Origin of the sequence: Sphingomonas sp. MJ1 (PH-R8) (assembly GCF_048058635.1) — a bacterium.
Classification (GTDB): Bacteria; Pseudomonadota; Alphaproteobacteria; order Sphingomonadales; family Sphingomonadaceae; genus Sphingomonas.
Window position 1 is genome coordinate 1 of the sequence record NZ_JBBEFX010000030.1, and the last position, 12,388, is coordinate 12,388.

At 70.3% G+C, this 12,388-nt stretch carries 12 protein-coding genes; 3 read left to right on the forward strand and 9 right to left on the reverse strand.

Features of this window, described 5'->3' with window-relative positions; all coding sequences use genetic code 11:
• Nucleotides 1-172: 172 nt before the first annotated feature.
• Both VPH46_RS15760 and VPH46_RS15765 read right to left on the reverse strand, forming a co-directional pair.
• A complete protein-coding gene (locus VPH46_RS15760; protein ID WP_125961618.1) occupies nt 173-586 on the reverse strand; it encodes a holin family protein in 414 nt (137 codons plus the stop codon).
• A 45-nt stretch (nt 587-631) separates the two neighbouring features.
• Entirely contained in the window at nt 632-1,171 is a 540-nt protein-coding gene (locus VPH46_RS15765) for a glycoside hydrolase family 108 protein (RefSeq protein ID WP_416612733.1), read from the reverse strand.
• Between the two features lie 243 nt (nt 1,172-1,414).
• Here VPH46_RS15765 and VPH46_RS15770 point away from each other — a divergent pair, with 243 nt between their 5' ends.
• Together VPH46_RS15770 and VPH46_RS15775 are read left to right on the forward strand one after the other, a co-directional pair.
• On the forward strand, nt 1,415-2,260 hold the full coding sequence (locus VPH46_RS15770) for an aspartyl protease family protein (RefSeq protein WP_416612735.1): 846 nt from the start codon (nt 1,415-1,417) through the stop codon (nt 2,258-2,260).
• A gap of 79 nt (nt 2,261-2,339) precedes the next feature.
• Nucleotides 2,340-2,963 carry a DJ-1/PfpI family protein gene (locus VPH46_RS15775; RefSeq protein WP_416612737.1) on the forward strand — a complete coding sequence of 208 codons (624 nt, stop codon included), beginning with the start codon at nt 2,340-2,342 and terminating at the stop codon, nt 2,961-2,963.
• Between the two features lie 7 nt (nt 2,964-2,970).
• Here VPH46_RS15775 and VPH46_RS15780 read toward each other — a convergent pair whose 3' ends face one another.
• The 7 genes from VPH46_RS15780 to VPH46_RS15810 form a co-directional block, all read right to left on the reverse strand.
• Complete coding sequence (locus tag VPH46_RS15780) at nt 2,971-4,278, reverse strand: Nramp family divalent metal transporter (RefSeq protein ID WP_416612739.1); 1,308 nt, start codon at nt 4,276-4,278, stop codon at nt 2,971-2,973.
• A 112-nt stretch (nt 4,279-4,390) separates the two neighbouring features.
• A complete protein-coding gene (locus VPH46_RS15785; RefSeq protein ID WP_416612741.1) occupies nt 4,391-5,359 on the reverse strand; it encodes an alpha/beta hydrolase in 969 nt (322 codons plus the stop codon).
• A gap of 273 nt (nt 5,360-5,632) precedes the next feature.
• A complete protein-coding gene (gene astD / locus VPH46_RS15790; protein ID WP_416612743.1) occupies nt 5,633-7,033 on the reverse strand; it encodes a succinylglutamate-semialdehyde dehydrogenase in 1,401 nt (466 codons plus the stop codon).
• On the reverse strand, nt 7,033-8,037 hold the full coding sequence (locus tag VPH46_RS15795; protein WP_416612745.1) for an arginine N-succinyltransferase: 1,005 nt from the start codon (nt 8,035-8,037) through the stop codon (nt 7,033-7,035). Before VPH46_RS15795 ends, astD begins: the two co-directional genes overlap by 1 nt.
• Nucleotides 8,037-9,233 (reverse strand): aspartate aminotransferase family protein, encoded by a 1,197-nt coding sequence (locus VPH46_RS15800; RefSeq protein ID WP_416612747.1) that lies wholly within the window; start codon nt 9,231-9,233, stop codon nt 8,037-8,039. Before VPH46_RS15800 ends, VPH46_RS15795 begins: the two co-directional genes overlap by 1 nt.
• On the reverse strand, nt 9,230-10,654 hold the full coding sequence (locus tag VPH46_RS15805) for an FAD-binding oxidoreductase (protein ID WP_416612749.1): 1,425 nt from the start codon (nt 10,652-10,654) through the stop codon (nt 9,230-9,232). Before VPH46_RS15805 ends, VPH46_RS15800 begins: the two co-directional genes overlap by 4 nt.
• Complete coding sequence (locus tag VPH46_RS15810; RefSeq protein ID WP_416612751.1) at nt 10,651-11,670, reverse strand: 2-oxoadipate dioxygenase/decarboxylase family protein; 1,020 nt, start codon at nt 11,668-11,670, stop codon at nt 10,651-10,653. Before VPH46_RS15810 ends, VPH46_RS15805 begins: the two co-directional genes overlap by 4 nt.
• 78 nt (nt 11,671-11,748) lie before the next feature.
• Between VPH46_RS15810 and VPH46_RS15815 the strand changes: the two genes are divergently transcribed.
• The coding region (locus tag VPH46_RS15815; RefSeq protein WP_416612753.1) for a LysR substrate-binding domain-containing protein at nt 11,749-12,388 on the forward strand (640 nt) is incomplete at its 3' end.

A 12,388-nucleotide genomic window follows, 5' to 3' on the forward strand; every position in this document is an offset into this window, starting at 1 on the left:
CAATCGGGGCCGGGTGGAGATCGTTTCGGGAGCGCTTTGGTCGTGCTGCGGTGCGGAAGGTTAGGCTAAGGTTAGGCCAAGAACGGGTGTCGTCGCTTCGCTTTCAAAGCCTCAGCGGTGGCGCGTGGTACCCTGCACCCCGGCCTCGGCCGGGGTACGGGAGTGGGCGGGGTCAGCGTTCCACCCCCTTGGCTTTTCCCCAGGCACGGGCGGCGGTGTAGCCGAGGTAGCCGGTGCCGAAGAGGGCGTAGAGTTCTTCCGGAATGCCGCGCAGGTACGCGGTCATGCCGCGGGCGACCGCTTCGGCGAGATCGGGACGGAAGGCCGAGAGGATGCCCATCGGGATCGACCACAGCAGCAGCGCGTACATGACGTAGAGGAAGCTGGGCCGGGCGCGGCTGGTCCAGGGATCGTCGGACTGCGCCTCTGCGACGATGGCGGAGAGCTGGATGCGGGTCGCCTCCAGCTCGCGCAGGTTCTCCAGCTTCAGCAGCTCCAGCTTGGCCGCGTCGCGCGCCTTGGCGTCGGGAATGATGCGGTCGAGCAGCCCCGCGATCGGGCCGATCACGCCGTCGATGATGCTCATGTGCCTGTCCTTTCGGTGTCGGACGGTGGAAGTCGAAGGGCGCGATCAGCCGAGACGGTTGGCGAGCCAGCCGTAGAGGAAGGCCTCGTTGGCCGGGCGCTGCTCGGCGAGGTCGAGGTAGCGGGCGCCCTGGAGCGCGTCGCAGGCCTTCACCAGCACCGCTTCGCCGAGCGTTCCGCGGCTGGCGAGAAAGGTGTCGAGCGCAGCCAGCGTCGCCGGGCCGATCGCACCGTCCACGCGCAGGTCGGCATAGTCGGTGGCGCCGCGGTTGAGCGCATTCAGCGCGCGCTGGAGGAAGCTCGTCGCCACCTCGGGCCCCATGTTGATGCCGGTGTCGAAGAGTTCGGCGGCGAGGTTGGGCGCGCGGGCGGCGACGTCGGCGAAGCGCGGGCGCTCCCAATAGAGGCGGCGGTAGAGGTCGGCGGCGACGCTGCGTGGCAGCGTACGCATCGGCCCATCATAGCCGTTGCGGCGCGCCACCGCCTCCGTCAGCCCCCAGCGGGTCGGCCCGCCGCGGTCCGCCGGGTGGTCCACGAACCCGCCCTCGCGCGCGATCACTTCGTCGATCAACGTCTCGATGGTCATCAGATCCTCCTGTGCAAGCAGGACGGTGAACCATATGGGTTCGAATTAGGAAAGCTTGTCGGCTCGATCTGGAGCGGCGGTTTGCCTTCAAAGGGGAAGTGCAGGGGCAGCTTGACGAATCAACTACATCTGTAGTCAAAGGTGGCGGCCCGGTACACGTTCCGCATCGGAGCGATGGGGCCGCACGGAGGGGATGCCATGTTGCGAGCGTCAAATGCGTTGGGACGGGTCCTGCTGTCCGCAATGTCCTTGCTCATGGCCCCGGCCGGCGCCTGGGCTCGTGAGGATGCCGCGACGCCGGGATTGCCGGAAACGGGCGAGATCACCCTCTATCAGTCGCCGGACCGCGTCCTCGTCATGATGCGGGTCGCCGACGGGGACCTGATCCCGATGGTCTTCGATACGGGTTCGGACGGCGCCACGATCGAGCACAATCTCGCCAAGCGCCTTCGGATGAAGAAGATCGGCCAGGTCCAGGCGCTCGACGGGACCACGGGCAAGACGGAGCTGCTACCCGAGGTCTCGATCCCGGATGCCACGGTCGGCGGGCTGAAGGTGGGGGCGATCGAGGCGGCAGCATTCGCCTATGATCGCAACGACGCGATGGGGATCCTCTCGTCCGAGATGTTCACCCGGAGCCTGTTGTACCTGGACCTTGCCAACGATCGCGCGCTTCTGGTGCCGCGTACCAACGCGCCGGCGGGAGCGGCCACGGACTATGTGGAGGGCATCCCGACCACGCCGATCGTCCTGCCCGACGGCAGCACGCTGCCGGCGCATTTCGACACCGGCTACAACGCCGCGCTGAGCCTGCCCATGTCGATGATGAACACGGTGCCGCTGTTCGAACCGGCGAAGGTCGTCGGCCGCTTCAAGTCGATCAACACCGAAGGTCCGGTCTATGGCGGCCGGGTGCGCGGGACCATCAAGATCGGCCCGGTGACGCTGGAAAATCCCGACGTGTCCTTCCTGGGCGATCTGGCGAACATCGGCTTGCCGGTCATCCGACAGGTGACGCTGGTGATCGACGCGGCGGCGGACCGCGCCTGGGTGCTGCCGGCCGGTGCGACGCCCGCGGCGGCGCAGTAGGGACAGCCGGCGGGCGAAGAACGACAAGCGGGTCGGGATGCGCTACGCGGTGCTTCCACACATCGCCAGGGAGGCGGCCATGCAGATTGCGGTTCTGACGTTCGACGGGTTCAACGAACTGGACTCGTTCGTCGCGGCCGCGATCCTGAACCGGATGAAGGCGCAGGGCTGGGCGGCGCACATCACCTGCCCGACCGAGCAGGTCACCTCGATGAACGGGGTCACCATCCAGCGCCAGAAGCCGCTGGCGTTCGCGGCCGAAGCCGATGCGGTGCTGATCGGCAGCGGCATCCGGACGCGAGAGATTGCCGCCGACGCCGAATTGCTCGGCCAGATCCGGCTCGATCCCGCGCGCCAGCTGATCGGCGCGCAATGTTCGGGGACGCTGCTGCTCGCCAAGCTGGGGCTGGTCGGCGACCTGCCGGCGTGCACCGACCTCACCACCAAGCCCTGGGTGATCGAGGCTGGGGTGCGGGTGATCGACGCGCCGTTCGTGGCGCACGGCAACGTCGCGACGGCCGGTGGGTGCCTCGCCTCGCAATATCTCGCCGCCTGGATGGTCGCGCGCGGGGCGTCGCTGGCCGATGCGGAGGCGGCGATCCACTATGTCGCCCCGGTGGGCGAGAAGGCGCCCTATGTCGAGCGTGCGCTGGCGGTGGTGGCGCCGTTCGTGGGCGCGGCGCCGGAGGCCGTAGCGGCCTGACCGGGCTTCACACGAACCAGGTCACCACCAGCGTCACCGTGCACAGGAAGGTGACGAGCGTCGTCGCCCAGCCGAGGAAGTTGGTCCAGCGGCCGTTGGTGCGGGCGCCCACGACCTTGCGGCTGTTGGTGAGCAGCATCATCAGCAGCAGGAGCGGGGGCACGGAGAAGCCCTGGACGATGCCCGACCAGACCAGCATCTTCATCGGATTGAGGCCGAGGAAGTTCATCGCGACGGCAAGCGCCGTGACGATGCCGATGATGGCGTAGAAGAGCTTGTTGTGGCTGGGGGCGTCGTGGAGGCTGCCCTCGCGCCCGATGCCCTGCACCACGTCATAGGCGGCGCCCGTGGTCATGATCGGCACCGCCAGGAAGCCGACGCCGACGACGCCCGCGGCGAAGAGATATTTCGCGCCCTCGCCCGCGAGCGGCTCCAGCGCGGCGGCGGCCTGAGCGGCGCTGTCGATCTCGGTCTGGCCGGCGGGATGCAGGGTGAGGCCGGTCGACATGATGATGAAGTAGAGAATCAGGTTGGAGAAGATCATGCCCACCAGCACGTCGCGGCTGGTGCGCTTCATCTCACGCCGGGTCGCGCCCTTGCGCTGCCACAGGCGGCGGCGGCCGATCGCGATCTGCTCCTCCACCTCCTGGTTCGACTGCCAGGTGTAGACATACGCGGAGAGCGAGGTGCCGATGCAGGCGACCACCAGCGCGATGAATTCGGCGCTGAACGTGATGCTGGGCAGGAAGGTCGCGCGCAGGATCTCCAGCGGATCGGGGCGCGCGAGGATCGCGGCGGCGACATAGGCGAAGAGAATCAGCGCCAGCCAGCGGAATACCCGGCGGATCAGGGTGTAGGAGCCGAAATACTGGACGGCGAAGATGATGACGGCCGCGCCCAGCACGATCAGCGGCACGGGGATGGGCACGAGCAGGTTGAACGCGGCGCCGATGCCGCCCAGATCCGCCGCCGCCTCGATGATGTTGCCCAGGAAGGCGAGCGTCACCATCGGGTAGAGCACCCAGCGGGGGAACTGGTCGCGGATGCAGGCGAACAGGCCCTTGCCGTAGACCTGGCCGATCTTCGCCGACAGATAGGTGACGACGTACATCATCGGCAGCAGGACCGGAGCGATCCAGAGGAAGCCCAGGCCGAAGCGCGCGCCGGCACTCGCATAGGTGCCGATGGCGGAGGGATCGTCGTCCGCGGCGCCCGTCACCACGCCGGCACCGACCAGCTTCATCATGCCCGCGGGCGGCGGGGGTGCGTGGACCTGCGTATCGGCTTCGAGAGGTTCGCGGATGGGGTCGATCACGTTCGGCTCGTCAGTGGCTGGCGAGCGTCAACCGTTCAGCGCGGGCGCGGTTCACTGCAGGAGGCGAGAAAGGCGCCGGGACCGGAGGGGCGCTCCGATCCCGGCGTGGGCATCAGCCGCGCGGCTTGAGCATGCCGTGCATGCCGAGCCAGCTGGAGAAGGCGGAGAACCAGCCGGTGCTGGTGGTGCTCTTCTGGTACATGCCGAAGCCGTGGCCCCCCTGCTCATAGAGGTGGAACTCGACCGGGCGCTTGGCGGCCTTCCAGCTTTCGATCAGGCCGAAGCCGCTGTTGGCGAAGAAGGGATCGTCGGCGGCGAGCGCCACGAACATCGGCGGTGCGTCGGCGGGGACGGTCACTTCGGAAAGCGGGCCGTAGATGAGGCCGATGAAGGCGGGCTTGGTGTCCTGCGCCGAAAGCGTGGTGGCGAGGGTGAGCATCGCACCGGCGGAAAAGCCGACCATGCCGACGCGGTCGCGGTCGATGCGCCATTCGGGCGCGCGCTGGCGGATCAGCGCGAAGGCGGCGCGGGCATCGGCGATCTGCGGGGCGAGGGCGGCCATCGCGTCCCCGGGGTTCGGCCGGGGCGGGCGCGCGGCGGTGGCCGAGAACATCTCCGCCATCGAGCGTTCGAACGCGGGCATGTCCGCCGGCGTCTGGTTGAGGCGGTATTTGAGGACGAATGCGGCGACGCCCTGGGCGGCAAGCGCGCGGGCGACGTCCCAGCCCTCGTTCTCCATCGACAGGGTGCGGAAGCCGCCGCCCGGGGTCACGATCACGGCAGCACCGGTCGCCTTTGCCGGATCGGGGAGGAAGGGGGTGAGCGTCGCCTCCGTCACGTTGCGGGCGAAGACGCTGTTGTACTGGCTGTGCCAGGATTCCTTTGCCTTGGCGCCGGGCAGCGGGCCGGTCTTGAGCGGGATCGCATCGGGCTGGGCCGGGATGGGGATCGGGGTCATCCGGTCCTCCTGCGCCTGGGCCGGCGCCGCGAGCAGGCAGGCGGCGGCGAGCGCCACGGCGGCGGGTCGCAGATACGCGCGGCCGATGGTGCGCGCCCAACGGGTTTTCCTTGTCGTCGTCATGGCATCCCTCTCCCTGTTTTGGACGTGCGATCAAGCTTTCATCCGGGCGGGACAGGTCAGCGTTGCATCCGGAGAAGAACAGCGGCGCTGCCGGAACTCTGATGCGAAACTATTTTGTTTATTGTGGATGTTGGGATTGGATCTCAACTTCCACGAACGTGCCTGTACTCGCCCGGATTCGCTCCTGAACTTGTCGCGGACATCGTACAGGCAAGGCGAGGGATGCCAAGTCGCGGGCGGTTCTATTTGTCGAACCGCCCGTGAGGCCTTGGGTCAGGCGCCGGGGACGGGGAGCGGCTGGACGGTGTCCGCCTCGAAGCTGCCGATCGGGTAGGCGCAATAGTCGGCGGCGTAATAGGCGCTGGGGCGGTGGTTGCCCGAGGCGCCGAGGCCGCCGAACGGCATGTTGGCGGCAGCGCCGGTGGTGGGCCGGTTGCGGTTGACGATGCCGGCGCGGGAGGCGTCGAGGAACGCCTGCCACTGGCCCGGGTCGCTGCTGACGAGGCCGGCGGAGAGGCCGAAGGCGGTGGCGTTGGCGGCTGCGATCGCCGCCTGGAAATCGGCGACGCGGGTGACCTGGAGCACGGGGGCGAACACCTCGCTGTCGGGGACCGCCACGCCGGTCACGTCGAGGATCGAGGGGGTGACGAAGGCGTCGCTGCGGCCGGCCACGCGTTCGAACGGACGGATCGTGCGCGCGCCGGCGGCGACGAGGCGATCGACCGCGGCGTGGGCGCCGGTGGCGGCGGCGGCGGAGACCAGCGGGCCCATGAAGGCGTCGCCTTCCTCGGCCCAGGCGGCGATGCGGATGCGGGCGGTGAGCGCGGTGAGCGCGTCGACGATGGCGTCGCCCATCGCACCCTGCGGCACGATCAGCCGGCGGGCGCAGGAGCAGCGCTGACCGGTGGTGACGAAGGCGGAGTGGACGATGATCGAGGCGGCTTCCTCGGGTGAATCCCAGACGATCAGCGGGTTGTTGCCGCCGAGTTCGAGCGCGAGGATCAGGTGGGGGCGATCGATGGTCGCGCGCTTGAGCGCGGCGCCGGCACCGGCCGAGCCGGTGAACAACAGGCCGTCGATGTCGCAGGCGACCAGCGCCTCGCCAGTCTCGCGCGCGCCCTGAACGCAGGTGAGGACGCCCGCGGGTAGCCCGGCCTTTTCCCACAGCCCGACCATGTGCGCGCCGACGGCTGGGGTGACCTCCGACGGCTTGAACACGATCGTGTTGCCGGCGAGCAGCGCGGGGACGATGTGGCCGTTGGGAAGGTGGCCGGGGAAGTTGTACGGCCCGAGCACCGCCATGACGCCATGGGCGCGGTGGCGCAGCACGGCGCGGCCGAAGGCGGTTTCGCTCGCGCGTTCGCCGGCGCGCTCGGCCTGGGCGGCGATCGAGACGGCGACCTTGCCGATCATCGAGCCGACCTCGGCGCGGGTTTCCCACAGCAGCTTGCCGGTCTCGCGGGAGAGGAGGGCGGCGAAATCCTCGCGGTCCGCCTCCAGCACCTCGGCATAGCGGCGGACGACGGCGATGCGGTCCTCAAGCGGCGCGTTGCGCCAGGCGGGGAGCGCGGCGCGGGCGCGGGCGACGGCGGCCTCGCATTCCGCAGGCGTGGCGGCGGCGCCTTCCCAGACGGTGGCACCGGAGGCGGGGTCGATCGAGCGGAACGTTGTCATCAGGCACTCATCCGGATCAGGTCGCCTTCGCGCAGGCGGAGCGCGTCGGCAGTGGCAGGGGCGATCGCCAGCGTGTCGCCATCGACGCGAGCGGCCGCGCGGGTGGCGCGGAAATCGGCAATGGTGGCGGTCGAGAGCAGCGCTGCGGGTGCGCTGCCGACGTCGCCCAACTTCACGCGGCAAGTCCGGCCGCTACGCACCGTCGCCAGCGTGTCGCGCGCGCAGGTGACGGTCGGGCCGCCGTCGAAGATGTCGACCAGGCCGGACCGCTCGAAGCCTTCGCGTTCCAGCAGCGCCAGCGCCGCTTCGCCGTCGCGGTGGACGCGGCCGATGGCGTCGGAGGCGGCGCGGTCGATCAACTCGACATAGATGGGGTGGCGAGGCGCCAGGTCCAGGATGAACTGGCCGTCGGTGGCGGTGACCATATGGTCGGCCTGTTCGAAGGGCAGGCGGTAGAATTTGCTCGAGACCCCCTCCCAGAAGGGCGAGGTGTCGTCGGCGTCGAACCAGCCGCGCAGCTCCGCCATCACCGTGTGCGAGAAGCGGATCGGCTCGGCGCCGATCAACATGTAGCGGGCGCGGGCCAGCAGGCTGCCGGCGCCATCGCCGCGCAGCCGCGGGTGGACGAACAGCGAGCCGACCTCGGTCCAGCCGCCGCATTCGTTGACCAGCACCAGCGCCTGGTGATCGAAGCGCGTGCGGGCCGCGGGCGAATATTGCGCGAGGGTCACGATGCGGAAGGAGAAGTGCGGGCGGGTGAGCCCCACCGCCGCACGGACGCCAGCGACGCCGAGCACCTCCCCCGTGTCGCTTTCCTCCAGCATCAGCGTGTACCAGGCCTCGGCCGGGGCGACGGTGCCGGCGAAGCTCTCCTCCGCCAGCGCCAGTCGTTCGGCGAGCACGTCGTCATTCTCGGGCAGGCTGGTGAAGCCGCGGCCGGAAAGGACCGCGAGTTCCTTTAACGCAAGCAAATCCGCCGGTCCGGCGGGTCGTACCACCAGCATCAGGCCGCCTGTGCCACCTGTGCACGGACGGTCTCGCAGGCAAGCGCGAGCCGGGTCACCGCCTCCGCCGCCTCTGCATGGCTGAGGGTGAGCGGGGGCAGCAGGCGCACGCAATTCTCACCACCGCCGGCGACCAGCAGGCCGTGGTCGCGCGCAATGCCCATGAACTCGCGATTGTTGGGGATCATGCGCAGGCCGATGAGGAGCCCCTTGCCGCGCACGTCCTGGATCACGTCCGGGTAGCGGGCGGCGAGGTCGACGAGCTGGCGGCGCAGATCCTCCGCCACGTCGCGTGCGTGGGCGAGGGTGTCGGGGCTGGAAATCTCGTCGAACGCGGCGAGCGCCACGGCCATGGCGAGCGGGCTGCCGCCGAAGGTGGTGCCGTGGACGCCGGCGACCATGCCGCTGGCGGCGTCTGCGGTGGCGAGGCAGGCGGCGACGGGATAGCCGCCGCCCAGCGCCTTTGCGACGCACATGATGTCGGGCTCGGCGCCTTCGAACCACTGGTGCGCGAACAGGCGGCCGGTGCGACCCATGCCGCTCTGCACCTCGTCATAGATGAGCAGCACGCCGTGGGCGGTGCACAGGCGGCGCAGCTCGGTGAGCCATTCGCCGGTCAGCGCGCGGGCGCCGCCTTCGCCCTGCACGGGCTCCACGATCACGGCGGCGGTGGTGGGGCGGGCGATGGCTTCGGCCAGACCGGCCGCGTCGTCCAGGGTGAGCTGGACATAGCCCGGAAGGCGCGGGCCGAAGCCCTCGGTATAGGACGGGTTTCCGGCGGCGTTGATCGCGCCATAGGTGCGGCCGTGGAAGGAGCCGGCAAAGCCGATCACGTCGATCCGCTCCGGCGCGCCCTTGGCATAGTGATAGCGGCGCGCGGTCTTGAGCGCGCATTCGACGCTCTCGGTGCCGGTGCTGGCGAAGAAGACCACGTCGGCGAAGGTGGCGGCGGTCAGCCGCTCCGCGAGCGCTTCCTGGCCGGGCACGCGAAAGATGTTGGAAACGTGCCAGAGCGTGTTCGCCTGCTCGGTGAGCGCGGCGACGAGCTTGGGATGGCAATGGCCGAGCGCGTTGGTGGCGATGCCGGCGACGCAGTCGAGATACTGGCGACCCTCGGTATCCCACAGCCAGGCGCCCTGGCCGCGCGCGACCGAAAGCGGTGCGCGATTATAGACGCCCATGAGGTGGTCGGTCATGCCCTGTCTCCTTGAACGGGATCGTGGAAGTCCACCCGGCCGACGGGCACGGGGGCGAGGAGGCGCTGGACGGCGCCGGAAAGGCTGCGCACCGGTTCGGGCACCAGTTCGGTGTACCAGGCGGCGTTCGAGGGCCCGATGCCGTGTTCGGCGCTGAAGCTGCCGCCATATTCCCCAACCACCGCGCGGAAGACGGTGGCGCGGGCGGCCTCCGCCACGGCGGGGTCGAAGGGGCCGGCTTCGGGCGGCCACACCAGGTTGAAGTGCAGCCCGCCGTCGCCGACGTGGCCGAAGTCGTGGAGGCGCAGCTGCGGCGCGACCGCCTGAACCCGGGCGGCCACGTCGCGGCGGAAGCGCATGACGTCGCCACGCCGGAGCGCGATGTCGCAGGCGACGACCTTGCCCGAGGCGCGCAGCCCCTCCGGCACGGCATGGCGGATCGCCCAAAGATCGTCGCGGCGATCGAGCATCGCATCGACGACCGCGCCCCGCTCCATCCAGGGGGCGAGGGTGTCGCCGAGGCGCTCCTCCAGCCATTCGACGTCGAAGGCGGCACCGGCGGACAGCTCCACCAGCACGGCATAGGCCGGGCGCTGTCCGGCGAAGGGATCGCGCAGGCGCGGGACATGGGTGAGGGCGGCGTCGAGCGCGGGGGCGGAAATGCCCTCGAACGCGGTGAGCAGCGTCCCGAAGCTGGCTTCGAGTGCGAGCAGGAGGTCAACGGCGGTCTCGTCGCGGTCGAGCGCGAGCATCGCGGTGACGCGGGTGGGGGCGAGCGGCGAGAGCGCGAGGGTGGCGCGGGTGACGACGCCGAGCGCACCCGAGCTGCCGACGAGCAGCTGCTTGAGGTCGAGGCCGGTGTTGTTCTTCCACAAGGGCGCGCCGAGCTGGAGCACGCGGGGCTCGGCTTCCGACGTCACCACCTCGAGCGCGAGCAGGTTGCGGCGGACGTCGCCGTAGCGCAGCAGCCGCGCGCCGCCGGTGTTGGCGCCGATCATGCCGCCGATCGACGGGTCCGCGCCGAGATCGATCGGGAAGCTGAGACCATGCGGCAGGGCGGCGGCGTTGAGCGCAGAGAGGCGCACGCCGGCGTCGACCTCTGCGGTGCGGTTGACGGGATCGATCGCGGCGGCGCGGGCGAGCCGGTCGAGGTTGAGGACGAGCAGGTCCGCGTCCGCGCCGGGGATGCCGGCCGCGACCAGGCCGGTGCGGGCGCCCTGCGGCACCACGCGCACGCCGGCGGCATGGGCGGCGCGCAGCACGGCCGCGATCTCCTGCGCAGAGGCCGGACGCACTACGCCGAGCGGCTGGCCGGTGACGCCGCGGCCGTCGCTCGCATAGCCGGCGAGGTCGCCCGGGTCGGTCAGCAGGTGGGCGGGGCCGACCGCGTCGCGAAGTGCCCGGGCGAGCGCGTCGTTCATGCGGCCTGGGTCATGGCGAAGATGCCGGTCGCATTGGCGCTGTCGAACGCGAGGTCGAGGCTGCCGTCATCCTTCGCGTGGCGGGTGATGAACTCGTAGAAGGAGCCCGGCACGGTGCGGCGGACCTGCTGGCCGTCCGCATCGACGAACAGGCGCTCGACGGGGTCGGCGCGGAACGCGGTCTGGCGGACGCGGCCGCTGGCGGAGATCTCGACGCGCTCCTTGATCGGCCAGCCGCCGTCGCGGAGGGTATCGGACAGCGCCTCGACATCGGCAACGCGGTCGGTCGCGTGGTTGAAGGCGTTGCCCTCGGTCGCGATCCAGGCGGCCTCGCCCGATTGGGCGAGCAGCGCTTCATAGTCGGCGACGGTGACGTCCCCGTGCTGGCGATCGAAGGCGGCGGCGATGCGCGGGAGTGCGGGCTCGGCATCGGCATAGGCGACCGAGCCATCGCGGGCGAAGCCGTCGAGCACGGCGACATCGGCGGGGGTGAGCGGATCGATGGAGGTGCCGAACACGCGGGCGGCCGCCTCGGCAAAGGCGTCGTCGAAGCGCTCGACGTGGAGCTCGCTCACGAAATACTGTGGGATCGCCTCGGGCAGGTCGCGGTGGCAATAGGCGTGGCCGGTCATCTTGAGCGCCGGCAGCGGGTAGAGGCTGGCGACGGCATAGCCGAGCGGCTCGAGGATGCGGGCAAATGCGTCCTGGCCGGCGGGAAGCGCGCCGGTCGGGCCTTGCGGAAAGCGGATGGTGCGGAGCGCACCATGGTCGAACAGGATGTGCCCGCCGGCGGCGCGGCGGTCCGCGACATAGCGGGCGCCGCTCGGCACGCGGGCGAGCAGGTCGTCGAACAATACGGTCGCGAGCGCCATGGCGAAGACGACTCGGGGCACGCGATCGCCGGTGACCTCGGCCAGTTCGGCCGGAATGACGAGGGCGTCGAACGCCGCCTCGGTGCGATCGCCCAGCACGTTGCGGACCAGCCGCGCCAGCACGCTATCATTCTCAATGCGCATGAACGTTCCTCGCTCCAGCCAAGCGTTCACCTCTACGCCGGAGCCGTGCTAGCGCAAACGCAAAGGAGTCATGTGCTGATGAGCGATGGGAATGAAGGACGCCGGCTGCTGCCGCCGATGGCCGCGCTGAACAGCTTTGCGGCGGCGGCGCGGCTGGGCGGCTTCTCCCGCGCGGGCGAGGCGGTGGGGCTGACCCAGAGCGCGGTCAGCCGGCAGGTGGCGCTGCTGGAGGACTGGGTGCAGGCGCCGCTGTTCGATCGCGCCGGGCGGCGGGTGACGCTGAACGCGCAAGGCCGCGCCTATGCCGCGGAGATCGCGCCGGCGCTGGAGCGGATCCGGCGGGCGACGGCGCGGGTTGCGGGCGGGCGGCCGACCAACACGCTCGACATCGCGACGCTGCCGAGCTTCGGCATGCGCTGGCTGGCGCCGCGGCTGCCGCGGCTGACCGCGCGTCACCCGGAGCTGGTGGTGAACCTGGCAGCGCGGACCTATCCGCTGGAGATGGTCGAGGAGCGGTTCGATGCGGCGATCGACTTCGGGCGGCCGGAATGGCCGGGGATGGTGCACGAGCTGCTGTTCCGCGAGGCGGCGATCCCGGTGTGCGCGCCCGCGTGGCTGGAGAAGAACCCGATCCGCGAACCGGCGGACCTGCTGGGCAAGCCGCTGCTGTTCCAGACGTCGCGCCGGGGGGCGTGGGACCAGTGGCTGCGGGTGGCGG